The 24,736-nt window shown below is 70.2% G+C and carries 24 protein-coding genes; 12 read left to right on the plus strand and 12 right to left on the minus strand.

Features of this window, described 5'->3' with window-relative positions; all coding sequences use genetic code 11:
- Nucleotides 1–5: 5 nt before the first annotated feature.
- Complete coding sequence (locus ACWD04_RS03080) at nt 6–587, minus strand: NADPH-dependent FMN reductase (RefSeq protein WP_451127499.1); 582 nt, start codon at nt 585–587, stop codon at nt 6–8.
- A 69-nt stretch (nt 588–656) separates the two neighbouring features.
- On the opposite strand from ACWD04_RS03080, the gene ACWD04_RS03085 reads away from it, so the two are divergent.
- The 4 genes from ACWD04_RS03085 to ACWD04_RS03100 all read left to right on the plus strand — a co-directional run bounded on the left by ACWD04_RS03085 (nt 657) and on the right by ACWD04_RS03100 (nt 3,694).
- On the plus strand, nt 657–1,451 hold the full coding sequence (locus tag ACWD04_RS03085; protein ID WP_451127501.1) for an aminotransferase class IV: 795 nt from the start codon (nt 657–659) through the stop codon (nt 1,449–1,451).
- A gap of 28 nt (nt 1,452–1,479) precedes the next feature.
- Nucleotides 1,480–1,956, plus strand: coding sequence for a DUF5990 family protein (locus ACWD04_RS03090; RefSeq protein WP_451127503.1), 477 nt, complete (start codon nt 1,480–1,482; stop codon nt 1,954–1,956).
- A gap of 350 nt (nt 1,957–2,306) precedes the next feature.
- A complete protein-coding gene (locus ACWD04_RS03095) occupies nt 2,307–3,038 on the plus strand; it encodes a hypothetical protein (protein WP_451127505.1) in 732 nt (243 codons plus the stop codon).
- An 89-nt stretch (nt 3,039–3,127) separates the two neighbouring features.
- Nucleotides 3,128–3,694 carry a class F sortase gene (locus ACWD04_RS03100; RefSeq protein WP_451128378.1) on the plus strand — a complete coding sequence of 189 codons (567 nt, stop codon included), beginning with the start codon at nt 3,128–3,130 and terminating at the stop codon, nt 3,692–3,694.
- Here ACWD04_RS03100 and ACWD04_RS03105 read toward each other — a convergent pair whose 3' ends face one another.
- Nucleotides 3,695–4,486 (minus strand): sulfite exporter TauE/SafE family protein, encoded by a 792-nt coding sequence (locus ACWD04_RS03105; RefSeq protein WP_451127507.1) that lies wholly within the window; start codon nt 4,484–4,486, stop codon nt 3,695–3,697.
- Between the two features lie 147 nt (nt 4,487–4,633).
- Between ACWD04_RS03105 and ACWD04_RS03110 the strand changes: the two genes are divergently transcribed.
- The 4 genes from ACWD04_RS03110 (at nt 4,634) to ACWD04_RS03125 (ending at nt 10,096) form a co-directional block, all read left to right on the plus strand.
- On the plus strand, nt 4,634–5,872 hold the full coding sequence (locus tag ACWD04_RS03110) for an NAD(P)/FAD-dependent oxidoreductase (protein WP_451127509.1): 1,239 nt from the start codon (nt 4,634–4,636) through the stop codon (nt 5,870–5,872).
- Nucleotides 5,872–8,457: a nitrite reductase large subunit NirB gene (gene nirB / locus ACWD04_RS03115; RefSeq protein WP_451127511.1), complete on the plus strand. Its 2,586-nt coding sequence runs from the start codon at nt 5,872–5,874 to the stop codon at nt 8,455–8,457. The genes ACWD04_RS03110 and nirB overlap by 1 nt, the downstream gene beginning before the upstream one ends.
- Nucleotides 8,457–8,816: a nitrite reductase small subunit NirD gene (gene nirD / locus ACWD04_RS03120; RefSeq protein WP_451127513.1), complete on the plus strand. Its 360-nt coding sequence runs from the start codon at nt 8,457–8,459 to the stop codon at nt 8,814–8,816. Before nirB ends, nirD begins: the two co-directional genes overlap by 1 nt.
- Nucleotides 8,817–8,932: 116 nt before the next feature.
- The gene (locus tag ACWD04_RS03125) at nt 8,933–10,096 is read left to right on the plus strand and encodes an alkaline phosphatase PhoX (protein ID WP_451127515.1); all 1,164 of its coding nucleotides are present in this window, start codon (nt 8,933–8,935) and stop codon (nt 10,094–10,096) included.
- 45 nt (nt 10,097–10,141) lie between these two features.
- Here ACWD04_RS03125 and ACWD04_RS03130 read toward each other — a convergent pair whose 3' ends face one another.
- The 7 genes from ACWD04_RS03130 to ACWD04_RS03160 all read right to left on the minus strand — a co-directional run bounded on the left by ACWD04_RS03130 (nt 10,142) and on the right by ACWD04_RS03160 (nt 18,885).
- On the minus strand, nt 10,142–10,564 hold the full coding sequence (locus tag ACWD04_RS03130) for a VOC family protein (RefSeq protein WP_451127517.1): 423 nt from the start codon (nt 10,562–10,564) through the stop codon (nt 10,142–10,144).
- A gap of 117 nt (nt 10,565–10,681) precedes the next feature.
- Entirely contained in the window at nt 10,682–11,695 is a 1,014-nt protein-coding gene (locus tag ACWD04_RS03135; RefSeq protein ID WP_451127519.1) for a helix-turn-helix domain-containing protein, read from the minus strand.
- Nucleotides 11,696–12,169: 474 nt separating this feature from the next.
- Nucleotides 12,170–14,881 (minus strand): pyruvate, phosphate dikinase, encoded by a 2,712-nt coding sequence (ppdK, locus tag ACWD04_RS03140; RefSeq protein ID WP_451127521.1) that lies wholly within the window; start codon nt 14,879–14,881, stop codon nt 12,170–12,172.
- A 576-nt stretch (nt 14,882–15,457) separates the two neighbouring features.
- Complete coding sequence (gene dusB / locus ACWD04_RS03145) at nt 15,458–16,606, minus strand: tRNA dihydrouridine synthase DusB (RefSeq protein ID WP_451128380.1); 1,149 nt, start codon at nt 16,604–16,606, stop codon at nt 15,458–15,460.
- 203 nt (nt 16,607–16,809) lie between these two features.
- Complete coding sequence (locus tag ACWD04_RS03150) at nt 16,810–17,022, minus strand: DUF6243 family protein (RefSeq protein WP_451127523.1); 213 nt, start codon at nt 17,020–17,022, stop codon at nt 16,810–16,812.
- A gap of 183 nt (nt 17,023–17,205) precedes the next feature.
- Nucleotides 17,206–17,409: a hypothetical protein gene (locus tag ACWD04_RS03155; protein WP_073747065.1), complete on the minus strand. Its 204-nt coding sequence runs from the start codon at nt 17,407–17,409 to the stop codon at nt 17,206–17,208.
- A 93-nt stretch (nt 17,410–17,502) separates the two neighbouring features.
- Nucleotides 17,503–18,885, minus strand: a complete 1,383-nt coding sequence (locus ACWD04_RS03160) for a glycine--tRNA ligase (protein ID WP_451127525.1) — start codon at nt 18,883–18,885, stop codon at nt 17,503–17,505.
- 220 nt (nt 18,886–19,105) lie between these two features.
- Here ACWD04_RS03160 and ACWD04_RS03165 point away from each other — a divergent pair, with 220 nt between their 5' ends.
- The 4 genes from ACWD04_RS03165 (at nt 19,106) to ACWD04_RS03180 (ending at nt 22,326) form a co-directional block, all read left to right on the plus strand.
- The gene (locus tag ACWD04_RS03165) at nt 19,106–20,107 is read left to right on the plus strand and encodes a metal ABC transporter substrate-binding protein (RefSeq protein WP_451127527.1); all 1,002 of its coding nucleotides are present in this window, start codon (nt 19,106–19,108) and stop codon (nt 20,105–20,107) included.
- Between the two features lie 43 nt (nt 20,108–20,150).
- A complete protein-coding gene (locus ACWD04_RS03170; RefSeq protein ID WP_451127529.1) occupies nt 20,151–20,927 on the plus strand; it encodes a metal ABC transporter ATP-binding protein in 777 nt (258 codons plus the stop codon).
- Nucleotides 20,927–21,826: a metal ABC transporter permease gene (locus ACWD04_RS03175; protein WP_451128382.1), complete on the plus strand. Its 900-nt coding sequence runs from the start codon at nt 20,927–20,929 to the stop codon at nt 21,824–21,826. Before ACWD04_RS03170 ends, ACWD04_RS03175 begins: the two co-directional genes overlap by 1 nt.
- A 65-nt stretch (nt 21,827–21,891) precedes the next feature.
- Nucleotides 21,892–22,326 (plus strand): Fur family transcriptional regulator, encoded by a 435-nt coding sequence (locus tag ACWD04_RS03180; protein ID WP_451127531.1) that lies wholly within the window; start codon nt 21,892–21,894, stop codon nt 22,324–22,326.
- Nucleotides 22,327–22,388: 62 nt separating this feature from the next.
- Here the strand turns inward: ACWD04_RS03180 and ACWD04_RS03185 are convergent, their stop codons facing one another.
- The 3 genes from ACWD04_RS03185 to ACWD04_RS03195 form a co-directional block, all read right to left on the minus strand.
- Nucleotides 22,389–23,201, minus strand: coding sequence for an isoprenyl transferase (locus ACWD04_RS03185; protein ID WP_451127533.1), 813 nt, complete (start codon nt 23,199–23,201; stop codon nt 22,389–22,391).
- A gap of 22 nt (nt 23,202–23,223) precedes the next feature.
- Nucleotides 23,224–23,970, minus strand: a complete 747-nt coding sequence (gene recO, locus ACWD04_RS03190; RefSeq protein ID WP_014156371.1) for a DNA repair protein RecO — start codon at nt 23,968–23,970, stop codon at nt 23,224–23,226.
- 65 nt (nt 23,971–24,035) lie between these two features.
- Nucleotides 24,036–24,710: a TerB family tellurite resistance protein gene (locus ACWD04_RS03195; RefSeq protein WP_451127536.1), complete on the minus strand. Its 675-nt coding sequence runs from the start codon at nt 24,708–24,710 to the stop codon at nt 24,036–24,038.
- Nucleotides 24,711–24,736: the final 26 nt, after the last annotated feature.

Consider the following 24,736-nt stretch of genomic DNA (forward strand, 5'->3'; position numbering starts at 1 on the left):
CGGCATCAGACGCCGTACGGGTGCCGGGTCCTGGCCTCGCGCAGGGCGCGGCCCCACCAGACCAGCTGATCGAGCATCCGCTCGGCCGCCCCGTCGGCCTGGGCCGGGTCCTTGGGCACACCCCGGTCGTCGAAGAGGGCGCCCGCGTTGTGGAAGGAGACGGTGTCGCGTACGGAGACGGCGTGCAGTTCGGCGAAGACCTGGCGCAGGTGCTCGACGGCCCTCAAACCGCCGGAAACTCCGCCGTAGGACACGAACGCGACGGGCTTGGCCTGCCATTCGGCGAAGTGCCGGTCGATGAGGCTCTTCAGCGGAGCCGGGTAGGAGTGGTTGTACTCGGGAGTCAGTACGACGAAGGCGTCGGCGCCTGCCAGCCGCGGGGTCGCGTCCGCGGCTCCGGTGGCGGGCGGTTCGGTATCGGCGACATCGATCAGCTCTGCCTCGACGTCCGGGTGGCCGGCCGTCCGCCCGAGGAACCATGCGGCGACGACGGGCCCGAAGCGGCCCTCGCGGTTGCTGCCGAGGATGACGGCCACCTTCAGCGGGGCGGCGTCCGACAGGGTGGGATCGGGTGTGTCGAGTTCCATGCGCCGCAGCCTCACCCCTCAATCATGGTTGAGGTCAAGCTCCGCTTCCGGACGTCTACGCTGGAAGCCATGACCACTTCCGCGACGGACCTCCACGTCGAGTTCGACGGTCGCCCCGCGACCGCGGAGGACCTGCGGATTCCCGCCTTCGCCGGTTACGGCCATTTCACCGCGATGCAGGTCAGGGATCGTACGGTGCGCGGACTCGCCCTGCATCTGGACCGGCTGGACTCCGCGAACCGGGAACTCTTCGGACTGCCCCTGGACGGGGCACGCGTGCGGGAACTGATCGGGCACGCGCTCGACGGCGCCGGGGCCCGGGACGCGTCCGTCCGGGTGCACGGTTTCCTGCCGCCGGACAGCGCGGCGACGGTACCGATGGTGACGGTGCGGGAGCCGGCCCGGGCGGACGGTGCGCCGCGGAGCCTGATGTCGGTCCCGTTCGCGCGCTCCGTGCCGCACATCAAGCGCCCCGGGGACTTCGGCCAGACCTACTACGGGCAGCAGGCCCGGCGGGCGGGCTTCGACGAGGCGCTGCTGACCTCGCCCGGCGGGATGGTGACCGAGGGGGCGTTCACCAACATCGGTTTCTGGGACGGCACTTCGGTGGTCTGGCCGGACGCACCGGCACTGACCGGCATCACCATGGCGCTGCTGGAGACCGGGCTCGCACGGACGGACCGGCCCTCCGTGCGGCGCGGAGTGACCCTGGACGGACTGGGCGCGTACAGGGCGGCGTTCGTCACCAATTCACAGGGCATCGCGTCGGTCCGCCGGATCGACGACACACCCTTCGCCGTCGACGGGGACCTGATGAAGCTACTCGGACAGGTGTACGAGGACGTCCCTCGCGAGGCCGTCTGACCTCCTCGGCATGCGGGACCATGGGGCCATGCAGATCCATATCGAAGCCTCAGAACTCCCGGGCCGCACCTGCGGTCCTGACACCGACTTCGCCGGTTTCGACAACATCCACGTCGGCGTGCAGCGCAAGGACCGGCCCGGCGAGCTGCTCGGCCTGCATCCCGGCGACGCGGCACGCGCCTCCTGGGACCTGGACTGCACCGCCGTATCCACCGCGGAGGGCATCGAGGTCTCGGGACCGTACGTCCAGGACCGGCTGGGAGGGCGCTTCGTCTACCTGTCCTGGGGCACCGTGGACGGCACCGGCGCCTTCACCATGTTCCGCCGGGCCAAACTGATGATGAGCGACATCGCCCCGGAGGTCCTGGAGGCCGCCTCGCGGACGGGACACCTCACCGCGCGACTGCGTCTCAGCGACGACAGGGGCCGTCCGCGGTGCGCCCGCGTACGCCCGCCGGACATCGCCTGGTCCGCGACGGAGGGGAGCGACCCTCGCGGGGCCTGAGGCGCAGAAGGCATGACACCGCCCTCAGCGGTCCCGGGGGGTGGGCCGGTGAGGGCGGTTGCCGGGGGCCGGCGGGGGGCTGCCGTCCCATGGGGGGTACAGACCGTGTGCCCGGCCGACGCGATCCCATTCAGGTGACCTGCATCACGCCCACGTGGAGGGGCGGTCACCCGATCGGCACCGGACGGGCCCTGCGACCTGCGTCAGCGCCGCGACCTGCACCGGGCCGGACGTACGGGCGCACTACACAGGTCCGTACGGATGAAAGCTGACCATGCGTCAGCATGCGGCCGAGGGGCCCGGCCCTTTACCTCGAAGGCAGGACACATCCGTCTGCCCGGAGGATTTTCATGCGCAGCCCCGCCCGTCTCGTGACCGGTACCGCCGCCGCGGCCCTCACCGCCGCCGCACTCGGCCTCGTCGCCCCGTCCGCGTCAGCGTTTTCGTCCGCGCTTTCGCACGGCATCGGCAGACCGGAGCTCACCGCCGCGACGGCCGCACCCGGGACGGCGGACTGCGGGCCCGAGGGCACGGCCGCCGTGGACCCGGCGGCCTTCTGCTACAGCGGCGAGGCGGCAGCTCAGGAGGAGGGCCTGGCCGCGGTCGAGGGCTGGGAGCCGGCCGAGGGCCCGGACCCGGTTGACGACCTGGCTCCGGCCAACGCCTCGGACCCGGCCACCGCCTTGGATCCGGTTGACGACCTGGCCCCGGCCGACGGCCTGGACCCGGCCGAGGATCCCGCAGCGGCTTCCGGGCCCTCCCGGCCGGACACGGAGGAGGGCGACGCGGGGACCGGGGACGAGTCCGGCGCGGGCAGAGCCCCCGGTACGAAGCCGGGGACCCACCCGGAGCCCCCTCCCGGGACCGACCCCGGATCCGCGAAGCCACCCGTGCCCCCGAGGCACCGGCCCACCACCGCACCCAGCCCCAGCCGGCCCTCCGGGCACGTCGGGACGGGTGTCGGCGGCAGCGCCGCCCCCGACACCGCCCAGATCGCCGCGGGCGCCGGCCTCGTCGGGGCGGCGGCCGTCGCGGGTGCCCTGCTCCTGCGCCGCCGCCGCACGCGCGGAATGTATCGCTGAGGGCGACCGGCAGGGGACGAGACGTGGACAGGACGGCACTGGAAGCAAGGGCCTGGCTGGCGGCCATCGCCGCGCTGTGCGGCATATGGATGGTCCACAACGGTGCGGCCACCTGGACCGTCGCCCCCCAGCCGTCCGCCGCCGAGGCCTTCGCCGCGGGCTCCGCGCCACGGCCCGGTACACGGGTCGCCGCACCGCTGCGTCCCTCCGAACCGGTCAGGATCCGCATCCCGGCCATCGGTGTGGACGCGCCCATGACGGGGCTCGGGCTGGGCGCGGACGGCAGCCTCGACGCACCGCCTGCTGAGAACCGCAACCTCGCGGGCTGGTTCGAGGACGGCACGCCGCCCGGCGCCAAGGGCACCGCGATCGTCGCCGGTCATGTCGACAACGTGAAGGGGCCGGCCGTCTTCTACGCCCTCGGATCCCTGAAGAAGGGGGCCGGGGTCGAGATCGACCGCGGGGACGGCCGCACCGCCGTCTTCTCGGTCGACGCCGTCGAGGTGTACGAGAAGGACCGGTTCCCGGACCAGCGGGTCTACGGCACCACGGCGCGGGCCTCGCTACGGCTGATCACCTGCGGCGGCGGTTTCACCCGTGAGACGGGCTACCTGGGCAACGTGGTGGCGTACGCCCACCTCACCGAAGTGCGGTGATCAGGAGGTCCACTGGTCGTAGCCGAGCTTGGCGACCAGCGAGAACACCACGACGAGCAGGACCCCGCGGACGAAGTCGCTGCCCTTCCTCAGAGCCATCCGCGCCCCGAGCATGCCGCCCGCCAGATTGAATACGGCCATCAGCGCGGCCAGCTGCCACAGGACGGTGCCCTGGTAGGCGAACATCGCCAGCGCACCGCCGTTGGTGCAGACGTTCACGATCTTGGCGGTGGCGGACGCGGTGACCAGGTCGAGGTGGAGCACAGCGGTCAGCGCCAGCACCAGGAACGTGCCCGTGCCGGGCCCGAACAGTCCGTCGTAGAAGCCGATACCGCCGCCGACCAGCACGATCGCGGTGACCGCACGCGCCCGGGTGACCTTCTTGTCCGTGCCGTCACCTGCCACCGCCGTGCCGAAGGACGGCCGCAGCATCACGAAGGCCGCGACGGCGAGCAGCACCACCATGATCACCGGGCGCAGCACGTCGCTGCTGATGCCCGCGGCGAAGAAGGCGCCGGTCATCGATCCCACGAGCGCCATGAGGCCGATGCGTACGGCGGTCCCCACCTGGACGGGCGCTTTGCGCACGTAGGTGACGGCGGCGCCCGAGGTGCCGACGATGGCGACGGCCTTGTTGGTGCCGAGGATGTGGGCGGCCGGGACGTTGGGCAGGCCCAGCAGCAGGGCGGGCAGAAGAAGCAGCCCGCCGCCGCCCACCACCGCGTCGATCCAGCCGGCCGCCGCTGCGGCCAGACAGAGGAAGATCAGGGTGGTGAGCGTTATATCGGGCATGAGCACGACCCTAAGCAGGGGGTGGGGCCACCGTCCATCCGGTTGCCCCGGCCTCACAGAGGGCGATATGACGCGCTGAGCGCAAGGTTCCTCCCGGGAAACAGGGGAGATGCGGTCGGGTAACACCCGCCGCGCACTCTCTTGGACATGAGGACACAGACGGAGAACGCGGCACGGGTGGTGGTGATCGGCGCCGGGATGGCGGGCGCGCGGCTCGCCGCCCGGATCCCCGGTGTCACCGTCATCGGCGAGGAGGCGCACGCACCGTACAACAGGGTGCTGCTGGCCGAGGTGCTCGCCGGCCGGTACGAGCCGGACGTGATCGCCCTGCCGCCCGCCGAGGTGCGGCGCGGGGTGCGGGTCGTGCGGATCGACCGGGCGGACCGGCTGGTGCACTGCGACGACGGCAGCGCCGTCGGGTACGAGCGCCTGGTGCTGGCCACCGGCTCCAACCCGGTGCTGCCGCCGCTGCGCGGGCTCGGCCACCTGCTGCCGGACGGGGTGCATCCCTTCCGCACCCTCGACGACTGCCTGGCCCTGCGCGGCGCGGTACGCCCCGGCGTGCGCGCCGTCGTCATCGGCGGCGGCCTCCTCGGGGTGTCGGCCGCACGCGCTCTGGCCGAGGGCGGCGCCCAGGTGGTGCTGGCCCAGCAGGGCGAGCACCTCATGGAACGGCAGCTGGACCCCGAGGCGGCCGGGCTTCTGCGCCGTCACCTGGAGGCCCTCGGCGTCGAGGTGCACACCGAGTGCCGGGTGCGCGGGCTGCGCTGCACCGACGGCAACACGCCTGCGGTGCGGGCCGTGGAACTGGCCGACGGCTACGAGCTGGAGGCCGCGATCACGGTCCTGGCCTGCGGGGTCCGTCCCAGGGCGGGCCTGGCCCAGGCGGCCGGGCTCGAGGTCCGCAAGGGCGTCGTCGTGGACGACGAGCTGCGCACCTCGGACCCGTACATCCACGCCGTCGGCGATTGCGCCGAACACGACGGGACGGTCTACGGGCTGGCGGGAGCCGCGCTCGAACAGGCCGACGTACTGGCCGAGGTGCTGGCCGGACGCCCCGCCCGCTACGGGGGCACCCGGGCCCTCACCCGGCTGACCCTGCGCTCCCCCTCCGCCGCTCCCGTCGCCGCCGGGGCCCCCGGCGGACTCGACCTGGCGGCCTTCGGCGACTCCCGCCCGATGCCCGGCGACGACGTGATCCGGCTCGCCGACGCCACCCGGGGTGCCTATCGCACGGTCGTCGTCCGGGGTGACCGACTGGCCGGCGGGGTGCTGTTCGGCGACCTCGCCGCGGTCGGCACCCTGGCCCGGACCTGGCAGGACGACGACCCCCTCCCCGCCGACATGTCCCTGCTCCACCTGCTCACCAACGACGGAGGCTTCTGATGCCGGTGTCCACTCCCCCGACCTCCCCCACCGCGGGCGTGCCGACCATCGTGGTCGTCGGGCACGGCATGGTCGGACAGCGGTTCCTGGAAGCGCTCGCCGACCGCGGCCTGACCGCCGCCGCGGGCACCGCCAGGGTCGTCGTGCTCTGTGAGGAGCCCCGTCCCGCATACGACCGGGTGCAGCTGACCTCGTACTTCTCCGGGAAGACGCCCGAGGACCTCTCGCTCGTCGAGCCGGACTTCATGGAGCGGCACCGCATCGAGCTGTACGTCGGCAACCCGGCGGAGAGCGTCGACCGTGAGGCGCGCACCGTCACCGCGCGCTCCGGGGAGACCTTCTCCTACGACACGCTGGTGCTGGCCACCGGCTCGTACCCCTTCGTCCCGCCCGTTCCCGGCAAGGACGCCGAGGGCTGCTTCGTCTACCGCACCATCGAGGACCTCCTCGCGATCGAGGAGTACGCGAAGACCGCGAAGACCGGCGCGGTCGTCGGCGGCGGGCTCCTCGGCCTGGAGGCCGCGGGCGCGCTGAAGGGTCTCGGGCTCGACACGCACGTCGTGGAGTTCGCGCCCCGCCTGATGCCGGTCCAGGTCGACGACGGCGGCGGCGCCGCGCTGCTGCGAACCATCGCGAACATGGGCCTCTCCGTCCACACGGGTGTCGGCACCCAGGAAGTCACCGCGGGCGAGGACGGCCGGGTCGACGGCATGGCGCTGTCGGACGGTTCCTCGCTCGAGACGGACCTCGTCGTCTTCTCCGCCGGCGTACGTCCCCGGGACCAGCTGGCCCGGGACTGCGGCCTGGAGGTCGGCCCGCGCGGTGGCATCGTCGTCGACGAGGAGTGCCGCACCTCCGACCGCGACGTCTTCGCGATCGGCGAGTGCGCGCTGGCCTCGGACGGCCGGGTGTACGGACTGGTGGCACCCGGTTACGAGATGGCGCAGGCGGTCGCCGAGGTGATCGCGGGCAACGCGGCCTCCTTCACCGGCGCCGACCTCTCGACGAAGCTGAAGCTGCTCGGTGTGGACGTCGCCTCCTTCGGTGACGCGCACGGCGCGGCCGAGGGCTGCCTCGACGTCGTGTACTCGGACTCCCGCTCGGGTGTCTACAAGAAACTGGTGATAGGCCAGGACGGCACGCTGCTCGGCGGAGTCCTGGTCGGTGACGCCGACCAGTACGGCACGCTGCGCCCGATGACAGGCACGGTCCTGCCCGTCGCCCCGGAGCAGCTGGTGCTGCCGGCCGGTGCCGGCGGCCCGGTCACGCTCGGCCCGTCCTCACTTCCGGACGAGGCAGTGATCTGCTCCTGCCACAACGTCACCAAGGGCGCGATCTGCGAGCACACCACGCTCCCCGAGGTGAAGAAGTGCACCAAGGCGGGTACGGGCTGCGGCAGTTGCCTCAAGGTCATCGGACAGCTGCTGCCGCAGCCCGAGGACCAGGGGCTGTGCGGCTGCTTCGCGTACACCCGCAGCGAGCTGTACGAGATCGTCCGCACCCTGGGTATCACGACGTACGCCGACCTCCTCGACTCGCACGGCCGGGAGGCCGCCCGGGGCGGTGACGGCTGCGAGGTCTGCAAGCCCACGGTCGGCTCGGTCATCGCGTCGCTGGCGCCGACGGTGGGTGCGAGCGGCTATGTCCTGGACGGCGAGCAGGCGGCCCTGCAGGACACCAACGACCACTTCCTGGCCAACCTCCAGCGCAACGGCTCGTACTCGATCGTGCCACGCATCCCCGGTGGGGAGATCACCCCGGAGAAGCTGATCGTGATCGGCGAGGTGGCCCGGGACTTCGGCCTCTACACGAAGATCACGGGTGGCCAGCGCATCGACCTGTTCGGCGCCCGCGTCGACCAGCTGCCGCTGATCTGGACCCGTCTGGTGGACGCCGGCTTCGAGTCCGGGCACGCGTACGGGAAGTCGCTGCGCACGGTCAAGTCCTGCGTGGGGCAGACGTGGTGCCGCTACGGCGTGCAGGACTCCGTGAAGATGGCCATCGACCTGGAGCTGCGCTACCGGGGGCTGCGTTCCCCGCACAAGCTGAAGTCGGCGGTGTCCGGCTGCGCCCGGGAGTGCGCGGAGGCCCGTGGCAAGGACTTCGGGATCATCGCCACGGCGCAGGGCTGGAATCTCTATGTGGGCGGCAACGGCGGCGCGACCCCGCGCCACGCGGACCTGCTGGCGCAGGACCTCTCCGATGCCGAACTGGTCCGGCTCATCGACCGGTTCCTGATGTTCTACATCCGCACGGCGGACCGTCTGGAGCGCACCTCGACCTGGCTGGACCGGATCGAGGGCGGCCTGGACCACGTCCGCGACGTCGTCGTCCACGACTCGCTGGGCCTCTGCGACGAGCTGGAGCGGCTGATGGCCGACCACGTCACCGGCTACCGCGACGAGTGGGCCGAGACCATCAACGACCCGGAGCGGCTGCGGCGCTTCGTCACCTTCGTGAACGCCCCCGACTCCCCCGACCCCTCGGTCAAGTTCGTCCCGGAACGCGACCAGGTCAAGCCGGACCTGGACATCCTCGCGGGCCCGGTGCTCGCCATCCGCACTCTTGAAGGGACTTCCTCCTGATGACGACCCAGACGATGGAAACGGCGCAGGACACCCGGACGATCCAGCTCGGGGACGGGGACGGCTGGCTCACCGTCTGCGACCGTGAGCTGCTGACCCCGGGGCGTGGTGTGGCGGCGCTCCTCCCGGACGGCCGGCAGGTCGCGTTGTTCGTGGACCGGGCGGGCCGGGCGTACGCGATCGACAACCGCGACCCGTTCACCGGTGCGTACGTCCTCTCCCGTGGCCTGGTCGGCTCCGCGGAAGGGCGGCCGTTCGTCGCCTCGCCGCTGCTGAAGCAGCGCTTCGACCTGGAGACGGGCGCCTGCCTGGACGACGACGACGTCACCGTGCCGGTCTTCCCGGTCCGCACGGACTGACTCCGCTCCGTTCATCGATCGTTGACGCTCCGTCAACTGCGTACCTCTACTGTCCTGACGTTCGACCCGCCGGGCCGACCGGCCCGGCGGGCCAGCCCGTCACCCGTGGAGTGATCGTGGAACGTCGGACCTTCTTGCGCACAGCGGTGATCGGCAGCTCGGCGGCTTTCGGCGGCACCCTGTGGCGGGGTGCCGCCTTCGCGGACCCGGCCCAGCCGGCCGCGGGCCCCTACGGTGCGCTGCAGGCGGCCAACAGCAACGGCATCCAGCTGCCGAGTGGTTTCACCAGCAGGATCATCGCCCGCTCGGGGCAGACCGTCCCCGGTACCTCGTACACCTGGCACAGCGCACCGGACGGCGGTGCCACCTTCACCGACGGCGACGGCTGGATCTACGTCTCCAACGCGGAGGTGTCCGCGAGCAGCGGCGGCGGGGCGAGCGCGGTGCGCTTCAACTCCTCGGGGGCCGTCACCTCCGCCTACCGGATCCTGTCCGGTACGAACACCAACTGCGCGGGCGGCCGCACCCCCTGGAACACGTGGCTCTCCTGTGAGGAGGTCACCCGCGGCTTCGTGTACGAGACCGACCCGTGGGGCGTGAACGCCGCCGTGCAGCGCCCCGCGATGGGCCGGTTCAAGCACGAGGCGGCGGCCGCCGACCCCGACCACGGCTACGTCTATCTGACCGAGGACGAGACGGACGGCCGCTTCTACCGCTTCCGGCCCACCACCTGGGGCACGCTGTCGTCCGGCACGCTCCAGGTGCTGGTGGCGGGCACCGGCACCTCGGGCCCGGTGACCTGGACGACGGTTCCCGACCCGGACGGATCACCCACCCAGACCCGCTACCAGGTCTCCGGCGCCAAGGTGTTCAAGGGCGGCGAGGGCTGCTTCTACGCGGCGGGCACCTGCTGGTTCACCACCAAGGGCGACAACCGCGTGTGGGCGTACGACGCGAACGCCTCGTCCCTCTCACTCGTCTACGACGACTCGCTCGTCACGGGCGGCGGCGCGCCGCTGAGCGGCGTCGACAACGTCACCCGCGCCGCCTCCGGTGACCTGTACGTCGCGGAGGACGGCGGGAACATGGAGATCTGCCTGATCACCCCGGACGACACCGTCGCCCCGTTCCTGCGGATCGCCGGTCAGTCGGGTTCGGAGATCACCGGTCCGGCCTTCTCGCCGGACGGCAGGCGGCTCTACTTCTCCTCGCAGCGCGGGACGAGCGGGAGCTCGTCCGGCGGCGTCACCTACGAGGTCACGGGGCCGTTCCGCGGCTGAGCCCGCGTCCCGGGGCGGCGGCGACGCCGCTGCCCCGTACCGCCCTCAGGCCTGACCACCGTCGGCCACGGCCTCGGGGGACATCCATACGACCTCCCAGATGTGGCCGTCCGGGTCCTGGAACGAACGGCCGTACATGAAGCCCTCGTCCATCGGGTCGTTGGCGGGCGACCCACCGTTGGCCAGCGCCGCGTCGGCCATCTCGTCGACCTTCTCGCGGCTGTCCGCGCTGAGGGCGAGGAGGACCTCGGTCGTCTTCGAGGCGTCGGCGATCTCCTTCTTGGTGAACTCCTTGAAGCGCGGCTCGCTGATGAGCATCGAGAAGATCGTGTCGCTGATGACCAGACACGCCGTCGTCTCGTCGCTGAACTGCGGGTTGAAGCCGAAGCCGAGCTTCGAGAAGAAGTTCTTCGTCGTCTCGAGGTCCTTGACCGGCAGGTTCACAAAGATCATCTGAGGCTGAGACATGATCGTTCCACTCTTCCGTCGGCACTCTGCGGTGCTCCCGCGCGCTCTGTCCGCGCGCTTACGAGAGGTAGACGACGCCGGCGGGCAGAACTCATCGCTCCGGACGCGAGCAGTTCCTCAGGGCACCGCGAGCGGGGCTCCGCCCCTGATCAGGGCGGCGCCGAGCGGGGTGAGGGTGTGCAGGACCGAGCCGCCGTGGCGCAGGGTGCGGACCAGGCCGGCCTCGCGGAGCACACAGGCGTGCTGACTCGCCGACGCCAGGGAGACCCCGGTCCTGCGGGCCAGCTCACTCGTCGTACAGCCGTTGCCGATGGCCCGCAGGACCGCGGAGCGGGTGTGCCCCACGAGCCGGCCGAGCCAGGGGCCGGGGGCGGTGACGGCCGGGGCTCCGGGGTGGGTGACCGGGTAGACGAGGACCGGCGGGAGGCCAGGGTCGCGGTAGACGACGGGGGTGCCCCGGCAGAAGTATGACGGCTGAAGGACCAGCCCTCGCCCGCCGAGGCGCAGTTCCCTGTCGACGGGGTAATCCGCCTCCAGCACGGGAGCCCGCCAGCGGATCATCGGCGGCAGGGTGGCCAGGAGCTCGTCCGTGCCGCCGTCCAGCAGCGCGCGGCCCCGGACGGCCCGGTCGGCCTCGACGCTCGCCCGGATGTGCGGCCAGTACGGCTCGACCGCGGCGCGGTGATAGGCCCGCAGGGAGGAGATGAGCCGCCCCAACGGCTCCGTACGCCCCTCCGCCAGCGCCTCCGGCAGGGCATCGGGCGTGTGTCCGCCGGACGGCTGCCGCGCGAGGGGGGCGCTCCCTGCCAGCAGTCCGAGTTCCTCGCGGATACGGTCCACGGGTGTGTCGCGCAGCACCTCCATTCCGGCATCGAGTCCGAATGACTCGGCGCCTCCCCCGGACGGCGTCAGGAAGTCGGGGAAATAGCCGCGTTGCGGAACGACCGCGGACAGCAGACGTGCTTCGCCATTCAACCGGGCGCGGGATTCCTTCCGCCATTTCCCGAACACCGTGGAACCCCGCCGGTCTCTCAACCGGTGAAAACTGAGAATGGTCTCCCACATCGCGTCAGGCCTCGTGGCCATCCGCACACGCGAAAGGTCCACTCCGGACACATGGATACGCAGCACCGATCCCCCACCTGTTACACCCGCAATTCCCCCCGCCGAAGGGTATACACAGCGTCACAGGAGGTCACCAGGGGGTTTCGGCCACAGTTGAAATGTCTCGCCCGTATCCCCGCCACCCGAAAAGCTGTACGACGTCGGGTACGCATCCGGCGACACCGGAAGAGCGGGTGAGGGCCGTGGGGGGCTTTACCCGTTCGGCGGCGGTGAGCGACGGTGCGGCTCCGTACCCGGCAGCGGTAAGCGGGTGCGGCCCGGGGTGGGGATCCCCGGGCCGCACCCGGGCCGTACCCGATTTACTCAGCGGACGGTGAAAAGCCAACCACCCGCGGGTTCGCCCTGCAATTGACGAAGCGACGACACCCCCGCACAGGGTGCCGCCGCTTCCGGGTAATCCGGTTCCGCCGTCGGACCGATGAGGGTCCTTGTGATCCGCCGGCGGTATCCGGAGTCGTGCCGGGCGCCGGCCGCCCTCGTTCAGCGGCTGTCGCTGCCCCGCGATCCGGCGGCGGCCCGGCCCGCTTCCAGCCGGGCGACCGGAATGCGGAACGGTGAGCAGGAGACGTAGTCCAGACCCACTTCGTGGAAGAAGTGGACCGACTCGGGGTCCCCGCCGTGCTCACCGCAGATGCCGAGCTTGAGGTCCGGGCGGGTGGCCCGGCCGGCTTCCACGGCGCTGCGTACGAGTGAGCCGACGCCGTCCTTGTCGATCGTCTCGAACGGCGACACCCCGAAGATGCCCTTCTCCAGGTACGCGGTGAAGAACGAGGCCTCCACGTCGTCGCGGGAGAAGCCCCACACCGTCTGGGTGAGGTCGTTCGTGCCGAAGGAGAAGAACTGCGCGGCCTCGGCGATCTGACCGGCGGTCAGCGCGGCGCGGGGCAGCTCGATCATCGTGCCGATGGTCAGCTTCAGCTGGGTACCGGTGGACGCCTCGACCTCCGCGATGACCCGGTCGGCCTCCTCGCGGACGATCTCCAGCTCCTGGACCGTGCCGACGAGCGGGATCATGATCTCGGGGCGCGGGTCGCCCTTGGCGTTCTTGCGGTGGGCGGCCGCTTCCGCGATCGCACGGACCTGCATCGCGAACAGCCCCGGGATGACCAGCCCCAGACGGACACCGCGCAGGCCCAGCATCGGGTTCTGCTCGTGCAGCTTGTGCACGGCCTGCAGCAGGCGCAGATCGTTCTCGTTGGCGTCCTTGCGGGACTCGGCGAGCGCGACCCGTACGGAGAGCTCGGTGATGTCGGGCAGGAACTCGTGCAGCGGCGGGTCGAGCAGCCGGACGGTGACGGGCAGCCCGTCCATCGACTCGAACAGCTCGATGAAGTCGGCCTTCTGGAGCGGCAGGAGCGCGGCCAGCGCGGCCTCACGCTCGTCGTCGGTGTCCGCGAGGATCAGTTTCTCGACCATCTCGCGGCGCTCGCCGAGGAACATGTGCTCGGTGCGGCACAGGCCGATGCCCTGGGCGCCGAAGCGGCGGGCCCGTGCGGCGTCCTCGGCGTTGTCCGCGTTCGCCCGTACCCGGAGACGGCGCACCCGGTCGGCGTACGCCATGATCCGGTGCACGGCGGCGACCAGCTCGTCGGCGTCGTCGGCACCCGCGTGCATGCGGCCCTCGAAGTACTCGACGACCGGGGACGGCACGACGGGCACCTCACCGAGGTACACCTTGCCGGTGGAACCGTCGACGGAGACGAGGTCGCCCTCCTCCACGACGGTGTCCCCGACCGTGAGCCGGCGGCGCTTGGTGTCGACCTCGATCTCCTCCGCGCCGCAGACACAGGTCTTGCCCATGCCGCGGGCGACGACGGCGGCGTGAGAGGTCTTGCCTCCGCGTGAGGTCAGGATGCCCTCGGCGGCGATCATCCCGTCGAGGTCGTCGGGGTTGGTCTCGCGGCGGATGAGGATGACCTTCTCGCCCGACCGCGACCACTTGACGGCTGTGTACGAGTCGAAGACGGCCTTGCCGACCGCCGCCCCCGGCGACGCGGCGATGCCGCGGCCCAGGAGCACCGTCCTGGCCTCGTCGTCGAAGCGGGGGAACATCAGCTGGGCGAGCTGGGCCCCGTTGACCCGCTGGAGCGCCTCGGCCTCGCCGATGAGGCCCTGGTCGACGAGCTGGGTGGCGATCCTGAAGGCGGCACCGGCGGTGCGTTTGCCGACCCGGGTCTGGAGCATCCAGAGCTGACCGCGCTCGATCGTGAACTCGATGTCACAGAGATCCTTGTAGTGGGTCTCCAGCGTCTCCATGATCTTCATCAGCTGGTCGTACGACGCCTTGTCGATCGACTCGAGCTCGGCGAGCGGCACCGTGTTGCGGATACCCGCGACGACATCCTCGCCCTGCGCGTTCTGCAGGTAGTCGCCGTAGACGCCCTGGTGGCCACTGGCCGGGTCACGGGTGAAGGCGACGCCCGTACCGGAGTCGGGGCCGAGGTTGCCGAAGACCATCGAACAGATGTTGACGGCCGTGCCGAGGTCGCCGGGGATGCGCTCCTGACGGCGGTAGAGCTTGGCCCGGTCGGTGTTCCACGAGTCGAAGACCGCCTTTATGGCCAGGTCCATCTGGTCGCGCGGGTCCTGCGGGAAGTCCCGCCCGGCGTCCCGGGTGACGATCTCCTTGAACCGCTTGACCAGCTTTTTCAGGTCGGCCGCGTCGAGATCCACGTCGACCGTGACGCCCTTGGCCTGCTTCGCGGCCTCCAGCGCCTCCTCGAAGAGGTCACCGTCGACCCCGAGCACGGTCTTGCCGAACATCTGGATGAGGCGGCGGTACGAGTCCCAGGCGAAGCGCTCGTCCCCGGCCTGGGCGGCGAGGCCCACGACCGAGGCGTCGGAGAGGCCGATGTTGAGGACCGTGTCCATCATGCCGGGCATCGAGAACTTCGCACCGGACCGGACCGAGACCAGCAGCGGGTCGTCGGCCTGGCCGAGGTTCTTGCCCATCCGCTTCTCGAGCGCCTCGAGGTGTGCACCGACCTCTTCGCGCAGCTCGGCCGGTTCGTCACCGCTGTCGAGGTAGACCTTGCAGGCCTCGGTGGTGATGGTGAAGCCCGGAGGGACGGGCAGCCCGAGGTTGGTCATCTCGGCGAGGTTGGCACCCTTGCCGCCCAGAAGATCTTTCAGATCCTTGTTGCCCTCGGTGAAGTCGTAGACGAACTTCTGGGGATCTTTGTTTTCCGACACGGGTCTCGACTCCTCGAGGACGCGGTGGCTGCCCTGACGGCGAGGAACATACCCAGATCGAAGGTGTCTGGGTACGGCCACCTGCGCGTCGTGAGGCCTCAACCACCCATCCGCCAGCAGATCGAAAGTAACGCGCCGGCACTCCATGACGAGAGGGATCATTCACCCCTTGAAGCCATTATCACGAAAGGTAGGCAGAAACATGCAGCTCGCACACGCTGAGTAAGGGATGGTTTGATCGATCAAAGTAAACTCGCCTGGCACCCAGTGCCACCATTTGAGAAGTACAGCATCCACAAGGACGCTCATCTGAGCCATGCACCCCTCAGGGGTGGCGAGAATCACGCCCATACCCGCGCTCAGATGTCACCATCCGGACGCCTGCACGTCTGCAATGAATCACCTCGCAGCCACCACACACTGACGGAACGTGATGACGTGACTCGAGGAGACGGCGGTTGCGCGCGTCGACCGAGGAAAACGCCAGGGAACGCACCGGATTCCATGAGAAAAGCCCGCTCATCTGAGCGAGCTTCTCTTTGGGGCACCCGGTGCCCCCTGATGCCAGGCCGACGCTCAGCCGCCCGACGTGTCCAGCTCCGCGTCGGCGCTCACACCCGCGCAGTCGTACGGGTCCTTGAGCCAGCCGTCCGGCAGCGCCACCCGGTTGTTGCCGGAGGTACGGCCCCGGGGGCCGTCCGCGCCGTCCGGCCAGGGCTGGTCCAGGTCGAGCTCCTGGAGCTGCCCGCCCAGCTCCTCCAGCGACGAGGTGACCGCGAGCTTCCTGCGCATGTCCGAGCCGACGGCGAAGCCCTTGAGGTACCAGGCGACGTGCTTGCGGAAGTCGATCACGCCACGGCTCTCGTCGCCGATCCACTCCCCCAGCAGCGTCGCGTGGCGCAGCATGACGTCCGCGACCTGACGCAGGGCGGGCGCCTGCCTCGTCCCCGTGCCTTCGAAGGCGCTGACCAGGTCGCCGAAGAGCCAGGGGCGCCCGAGGCAGCCGCGGCCCACGACGACTCCGTCGCAGCCCGTCTCGCGCATCATCCGCAGGGCGTCGTCAGCGCTCCAGATGTCCCCGTTGCCGAGGACGGGGATCTCCGGGACGTGCTCCTTGAGGCGCGCGATGGCGTCCCAGTCCGCGGTGCCGCCGTAGTGCTGGGCAGTGGTCCTGCCGTGCAGGGCGACGGCTGTGACGCCCTCCTCGACGGCGATGCGACCGGCGTCGAGGTAGGTGGTGTGGTCGTCGTCGATGCCCTTGCGCATCTTGATGGTGACCGGGAGCTCGCCCGCCTGTGCCACGGCCTCACGCAGGATCGCGCGGAGCAGGGGCCGCTTGTACGGGAGCGCGGAGCCGCCGCCCTTGCGAGTGACCTTGGGGACCGGGCAGCCGAAGTTCAGGTCGATGTGGTCGGCGAAGTTCTCGTCGACGATCATGCGGACCGCCTTGCCGACGGTGACCGGGTCCACACCGTACAGCTGGATGGAGCGCGGGGTCTCGCTCGCGTCGAAGTGGATGAGCTGCATGGTTTTCTCGTTGCGCTCGACCAGCGCCCGCGTGGTGATCATCTCGCTGACGAACAGCCCCTTGCCGCCGGAGAACTCACGACACAGGGTGCGGAAGGGCGCGTTGGTGATGCCGGCCATGGGGGCGAGCACGACCGGCGGCTGCACGGTGTGCGGGCCGATCCGGAGCAGCGGGAGGGCAGGGGCGAGCGTGGTCATGGCCCCATTGTCCCGCACCCGGGCGACGGCGCGGATGCGGCCCGTGCGGGGGACGTACGTCACCTGGCGCGGCCCGGCCCAGGGGCCCCGCCACAGATCGGTGTGGTCGAGGCGGAGCGGCCCCGCCCGGGCGTCACGGCAGGACACGGGCCCGGATCACCGAAGTGAAACGGGCCCGTGGTCGTACGGGTGGTGCGAGGAGGTCAGCTCCCGGCCGGCGCGTCCTGCGCCGGTGCGTCCTGCGCCGGTGCGGCCTCGGCGGCGCGCTCACGCATCTTGCGCACCAGCTCCTGCTTCTTGTCCTCGGCGGCCTTGCGGTCCTTGTTGCGTGCGGGGTCCGCGCCCTGCTGTTCGGCGCGGGACAGCTTCTTGCGCTGTCCGCCCACGCCGAGAAGGCTGTTGCGGCTCTTGGCCACGGGGTTCTCCCATTCGTGGTGAGGAAATGAGGATGACGTGTGGTGTATCGATCCGATGGGCGACGGGCAGCCGGGCCCGTCGCGCGCTCACTCGTAGATCTGGAAGAACGAAGACATAGCGAAAAGGTACCCCGGCCGCAGGGGGCACCTCATCCGCTTTTTGCGGCCACCCCCGGTGCCGTCTCAGGCAGTCGGGTCGACGGTGGCCTGGTGCGCCTCGGTCAGGTGCTCCTCGGCCTTCAGCCAGGGAAGGAACTGCGCCCCCTTGCGCCATCCGCAGGTGTCGCAGGTCAGCTGCCGCTGCATCCCCGACTTCCTTACGTGCACGACGTGTTCACGGCCGTGTTGATCCCATCTGCTGACCTTGCTCGTGGTCATGGACGGCATCGTGGCCTCCTGTGGACGAGTGCGCCCAGTCTGCACGAAGCCCCCGGTTCCGTGCGGCGGAACCGGGGGCTTCGTGGTGAGGAAAGGGTGCGGTCAGCAGCCCAGGAGGCGGGAGCCGAGGTAGCTCTGGATCTGGTCCAGAGAGACGCGCTCCTGCTTCATCGTGTCGCGCTCACGCACGGTCACCGCATTGTCGTCGAGGGTGTCGAAGTCCACGGTGACGCAGAACGGCGTACCGATCTCGTCCTGACGGCGGTAGCGGCGGCCGATGGCGCCCGCGTCGTCGAACTCGATGTTCCAGTTCTGCCGCAGGTCGGCGGCGAGGCCCTTGGCCTTCGGCGACAGCTGCGGGTTGCGGGACAGCGGCAGGACGGCGACCTTGACCGGCGCCAGGCGCGGGTCGAGGCGCATCACGGCGCGCTTCTCCATGACGCCCTTGGCGTTGGGCGCCTCGTCCTCGTTGTAGGCGTCGAGGAGGAAGGCCAGCAGCGAGCGGCCGACACCGGCCGCGGGCTCGATGACGTACGGCGTGTAACGCTCGCTCTTCTCCTGGTCGTAGTAGGAGAGGTCCGTACCGGAGGCCTTGGAGTGCGCGTTGAGGTCGTAGTCGGTGCGGTTGGCGACGCCCTCGAGCTCGCCCCACTCGCTGCCGCCGAAGCGGAAGCGGTACTCGATGTCAGCGGTGCGCTTGGAGTAGTGGGAGAGCTTCTCCTTCGGGTGCTCGAACCACCGCATGTTCTCCTCGCGCAGGCCCAGGCCGGTGTACCAGTTCCAGCGCTGCTCCATCCAGTACTCCTGCCACTCCTCGTCCTCGCCCGGCTTGACGAAGAACTCCATCTCCATCTGCTCGAACTCACGCGTGCGGAAGATGAAGTTGCCCGGAGTGATCTCGTTCCGGAAGGACTTGCCCATCTGCGCGATGCCGAACGGCGGCTTCTTGCGCGAGGTCTGCTGCACCTGGCCGAAGTTGGTGAAGATGCCCTGCGCGGTCTCGGGTCGCAGGTAGGCGACCGAGCCGGAGTCCTGCGTCGGGCCGAGGTGGGTGGAGAGGAGGCCCGAGAACTGCTTGGGCTCGGTGAAGGTGCCCTTGTTACCGCAGTTGGGGCAGTTGAGGTCGGCCAGGCCGTTCACGGGCGGCTTGCCGTGCTTCTCCTCGTACGCCTCCTCCAGGTGGTCGGCGCGGTAGCGCTTGTGACAGGAGGTGCACTCGGTGAGCGGGTCGGAGAACGTGGCGACGTGACCGGAGGCGACCCAGACCTCGGGGGCCAGGATGACCGACGAGTCGAGACCGACCACGTCCTCGCGCGAGGTGACCATGTAGCGCCACCACTGGCGCTTGAGGTTCTCCTTCAGCTCGACGCCCAGCGGCCCGTAGTCCCAGGCGGCCCTCTGGCCACCGTAGATCTCACTACAGGGGTAGACGAAGCCACGGCGCTTGCTCAGGCTGACGATGGTGTCGATCTTGTCGGCGGCCACGGTGCTCTCTTCATTACGACGACGAAATGGGACAGGGGGCGGCGCGAAGCGCCTGGGTGGGGGGTGATGCTCAACAGACGTGCGGGCGAATGCACCAGATTACCGGCGGGCGCACCCCCTGTATCAAATCGGTGGGGCGCATCGCGGTCATGGGGCTCGGTTCCGGGCATCTCATCAGCCTTGTTGACAATCGTTTCCACATTTGTTGAAAATGACTGTCATGAACGTACGTCGCCTCATACCCACCGCCGCCGTCGCGGGAGCAGTCGCCCTCGGCTTCACCGCGCTTTCCGCCTGCTCCTCCTCCGACGCGGCCGAGGGAGGGAGCGACGGCAAGCTGAACGTGGTGGCGTCCTTCTACCCGATGCAGTTCCTGGCCGAGGAGATCGGCGGGTCCCACGTCTCGGTCACCTCGCTGACGAAACCGGGCGTGGAGCCGCACGACCTCGAGCTCTCCCCCCAGCAGATCGGCGGTCTGAGCGACGCCGACTACATTCTGTTCCTCAAGAACGTCCAGCCCGCCGTCGACGACGCCGTCACCCAGGCCGGTGTCAAGAACACCGTGGACGCGGCCACCCTCACCACCCTCGAGAGCCATGGCTCCGAGGTCGACGGCCACGACCACGGTCACGACCACGGCGCCGAGGACGGCGCGGAGCACGAGGCGCACGAGGGCGAGGAGCACGCCGAGGAGGAGGCCGCCCTCGACCCGCACATCTGGCTGGACCCTGTGAAGTACGCCGAGGTCGCCGAGGGCGTCGGGAAGTCTCTCGAGAAGGCCGACCCCGACAACGCCGCGGACTACCGCAAGAACACCGAGACTTTGGTCGCCGAGCTGAACAAGCTGGACAAGGCCTTCGAGGCCGGGCTGAAGAACACCGCGACCAAGACGTTCATCACCACGCACTCCGCTTTCGGGTACCTCGCCGAGCGCTACGGCCTCGCCCAGGAGGGCATCGCCGGCCTCGACCCCGAGACCGAGCCCAGCCCGGCCCGGATCGACGAGATCCACACCGTCGCCGAGAAGAACAAGGCCACCACCGTATTCTTCGAGACGCTCGCCAGCGACAAGACCGCCAAGACCTTGGCGAAGGACCTCAGCCTGAAGACCGACGTCCTGGACCCGCTGGAGGGAATTACCGACAAGTCCGCAGGCGCTGACTACATCGAGGTCATGGAGTCCAACCTGGCCGCGCTGCAGAAGGCCCTCGGCGCGAAGTGACCCGAGCAGCACCCCGACCCAGCCGCAGCACCCGGAGGCGATCATGCCTGAGCCCAGTACGCCAGAACCCGTGATCAGCATGCGCGGAGCCACGGCGACGCTCGGCGCGCGACCGGTACTGCGCGGTGTCGACCTCGCCGTCCACCGTGGCGAGGTCGTGGCCCTGCTCGGGGCAAACGGCTCCGGTAAGTCCACCGCCGTGCGCTCGGTCATCGGCCAGGTGCCGCTCGACGGCGGGGCCGTCGAGCTGTTCGGCACTCCGCTGCGCCGCTTCCGGCAGTGGGCCCGCGTCGGGTACGTACCGCAGCGCACCACGGCGGCCGGCGGCGTCCCCGCCACGATCCGCGAGGTCGTGGCCTCCGGGCGGCTGTCGCGCACGAAGTTCAGGCCGCTCGGCAAGGCCGACCGGGCGGCAGTGGACCGGGCCGTCGAGCTCGTCGGCCTCACCGACCGCGCCGAGGACTCCGTGAACGCCCTCTCCGGCGGCCAGCACCAGCGGGTCCTGATAGCCCGCGCGCTCGCCGCCGAGCCCGAGGTTCTGATCATGGACGAGCCGATGGCCGGCGTCGACCTGGCCAGCCAGGAGATCCTCGCCTCGACACTCCGCGAACAGGTCGGCGGCGGGGCGTCGGTGCTGCTCGTCCTGCACGAACTCGGCGCGCTGGAGCCACTGATCGACCGGGCGATCGTCCTGCGCGACGGCTGCGTCCTGCATGACGGACCGCCCCCCGAGGCCGTGGGCCAGCACGCCCTGCCCGGCCACGACCACGTACACCCCCACGCGGCCTCCGAGCCCGTCCGGACGGGACTGCTGAGCTGATCATGCTGGAATTCCTGAACCCTCCCTTCATGCAGCGGGCCCTGATCGCTGCCGTCCTCGTCGGGATCACCGCCCCGGCCATCGGCATCTATCTGGTCCAGCGCCGCCAGGCTTTGATGGGCGACGGCATCGGCCATGTCGCGATGACGGGTGTCGGCCTCGGCTTCCTGCTGTCCACCAACCCGGTCTGGATGGCGACGCTCGTCGCCGTGGCCGGATCGGTCGTGATGGAACTCATCCGCTGGTACGGGCGCACCCGCGGCGACATCGCCCTGGCCATGCTGTTCTACGGCGGTATGGCAGGCGGGGTGATGCTGATCAACCTCTCGGACACCGGCTCCAACGCCAATCTGACCTCGTACCTCTTCGGCTCCCTGTCGACGGTCTCCGAGGAGGACGTCACCGCGATCGTCGTGCTGGCGGCCTTCGTGGTCCTGGTCACGGTGGGGCTACGGCGGCAGCTGTTCGCGGTCAGCCAGGACGAGGAGTTCGCCCGGGTCACCGGGCTGCCGGTGCGCGTACTGAACCTGCTGGTCGCCGTGACGGCTGCGGTCACCGTCACCGTGGCCATGCGGGTCGTGGGCCTGTTGCTGGTCAGCGCGCTGATGGTGGTGCCGGTCGCCGCCGCCCAGCAGATCTCGAAGTCCTTCAAGGTCACGTTCGTCCTGGCCGTGGTCATCGGTACGGCCGTCACCGTGGCCGGCACCGTGACCTCGTACTACCAGGACGTGCCGCCCGGCGCGACGATCGTGCTGCTGGCCATCGCCGCGTTCGTCGTGCTGACCGCGCTCGCCACGCCGCTGGCGCGCAGGCGTGCCAAGAACCACGGGAGTGAGGCGGACCGGTGCACCCTTGAGGTACCGGGGGCCCGCCCGGCCCCGGACGACGCACGGGTGTGACCGTGCCGCCGTTACGGGCTGGCACAATGGCCCGACACACGTACGGGCGACACGAGGAGGCAGCTGTGGCGACGGCGCCGATCAGTGGCACGAACGCGGCTCCGGTGCGCGGCCGGTCCACCCGGCAGCGGGCGGCGGTCGCGGCGGCGCTCGACGAGGTCGACGAGTTCCGCAGCGCCCAGGATCTGCACGATGTACTCAAACACCGTGGCGACTCGGTCGGGCTGACCACGGTCTACCGCACGCTCCAGTCACTCGCCGACGCCGGCGAGGTCGACGTCCTGCGCACGACGGACGGTGAGGCCGTCTACCGGCGTTGCTCGACGGGTGACCACCATCACCACCTGGTATGCCGCGTCTGTGGCAAGGCCGTCGAGGTGGAGGGTCCGGCCGTGGAGCAGTGGGCCGAGACCATCGCGGCGCAGCACGGATATGTGAACGTGGCCCACACCGTCGAGATCTTCGGCACCTGTGCGGAGTGCGCGGGCACCGAGGGCTGATCGCGGGCGCAGGACGACCGTCCCCGGAGGGGGCCCCGGCACCGGGGCCCCCTCCGCGCCTGTCAGCCCTTGGTGATGTCCTCGGCGCCGCCGAAGCGCCGGTCGCGCCGGGCGAATTCCAGGCAGGCGTTCCACAGGTCGCGGCGGTCGAAGTCCGGCCACAGGACGTCCTGGAAAACCATCTCGGCGTACGCGCTCTGCCAGATCAGGTAGTTGGACGTGCGCTGCTCCCCGCTGGGGCGCACGAAGAGATCCACGTCCGGCATGTCCGGGTAGTAGATGTACTTCGCGAACGTCTTCTCGTTGACCTTCGAGGGGTCGAGCTTCCCTGCCGCGACGTCCTGCGCGATGCGCTGCGCGGCGTCGGCGATCTCGGCCCGGCCGCCGTAGTTGACGCAGAAGTACAGCGTCATCTTGTCGTTGTCCTTCGTCTGCTCCTGGGCGACCTGGAGCTCCTGGACGACGGACTTCCACAGCTTCGGCATGCGCCCGACCCAGCGGATACGGATGCCGAGCTCGTCCATCTCGTCACGGCGGCGGCGGATGACGTCGCGGTTGAAGTCCATGAGGAACTTCACCTCGTCCGGCGAGCGCTTCCAGTTCTCCGTGGAGAACGCGTACAGCGAGAGGTTCTTGACGCCCATCTCGATGCAGCCCTTGAGGACGTCCATGACGACACCCTCACCGACCTTGTGGCCCTCCGTGCGTGGAAGTCCCCGCTCCTTGGCCCATCGGCCGTTACCGTCCATCACGACGGCGACGTGCTTGGGCACGAGCTCGCCGGGGATCTTCGGCGGGGTGGCGCCGGAGGGGTGCGGCTCGGGGGTCTTGTACTCACGCCGGTTACGGCCGCCGAGCATCCCGCGTACTGCCATGGGCTTCTCTCGTCTCCCTGTGTCACTTCTCTACGTACCGCAGCGAGCGCAGACCGCGCTCCAGATGCCAGTGCAGATAGGCGGACACGAGTCCGCTGCCCTCCCTGACATGACGCGCCTCGGACGCGTCCGCCGTCTCCCAGTCACCGGTGAGCAACGCGCTCAGCAGTTCGACGGCCTCCGCCGAGGGTACGACGCTGCCGGGCACCCGGCAGTCGCCGCAGATGACACCGCCCGCCGCGACGGAGAAGAACCGGTTCGGTCCGGGCATTCCGCACTTGGCGCAGTCGACGAAGCTCGGGGCGTAGCCGTTGACGGCGAGGGAACGCAGCAAGAACGCGTCCAGGATGAGGTTCGGCGCGTGTTCGGCGCGCGCCAGGGTGCGCAGCCCGCCGACGAGCAGCAGGTACTGCTGGACCGCGGGCTCGCCCTCGTGGTCGGTGAACCGCTCGGCGGTCTCCAGCATCGCGGTGCCCGCGGTGTAGCGGGCGTAGTCGGAGACGATGCCGCCGCCGTACGGAGCGATCGTCTCGCTCTGGGTGCACAGGGGGAGGCCACGGCCGATCAGTTCGCTGCCACGTGCGAAGAACTGCACGTCCACGTGCGAGAAGGGTTCGAGCCGCGCCCCGAATTTCGACTTGGTGCGGCGCACCCCGCGGGCCACGGCACGCACCCGCCCGTGGCCGCGGGTCAGGATCGTGATGATCCGGTCGGCCTCGCCCAGCTTCTGCGTACGCAGCACGACGCCGTCGTCCCGGAACAAGCTCATACGCCCATTGTCGCCCACCGGGGCACCGGGAGGTCCTACGAGGCCTACGAGGGCGTACGGAGGATCTACGAGGGCGTACGTGCCGCCTCGAGCAGCTTCGCGGTGTCGGCGGGGCAGAGCTGGAGCGCACTGCCCACCGTGGTCAGCACCTGGCGCTCCGCCTGGCTGTACGGGCCGTCGGCGAGCGCGATCCTGGCGCCCCGCAGCAGGACCGCCTCACGGCCGGCCTCGGCCAGGTGCGGCGCGAGCGGCTCCAGGACCTCATGGAGCTCGATGGCGAGGGCGGCGCCGCAGGCCTCGGCCGCGGGGTCGGTCCCGTCACCGGCCCCCGTCTCGGCGGCGAGCACCTCGACGATGGTGAAGAGCTGCTCCTGGGAGCAGTCGTCGAGTCCCACGTCGCGGACGGTGGCCACGGCGGTCTCCAGGACCGTACGGGAGGTGGTGCCGCCCGCGGCGAGCACGGCCAGCGTGACGGTGTGCACTGCCTCCCGCAGCATGGCGGAGAAGCGGGTGGTGGTGGGGTGGTCGAGGGTGTCCGGTGCGAAGTGTGTCCCGCAGGCGGCGCATTCGACGACGGGCCCCGCGCTGCCCCGGGCGAGCAGCGGCAGTCCGAGGACGGTGAGGCGGTTGCGGCCGGTGAGGCGGCGGTAGTTGCGGTCGCCCCCGCAGCACGGGCAGAAGAACTCACCGTCTCCGACGGTGTCCCAGACGGTACGGATGCCGTAGATGCGCAGCCTCATGGCGCGTTGTCCTTTGGCTGTCCGCA

The organism is Streptomyces sp. NPDC002911 (genome assembly GCF_053591835.1).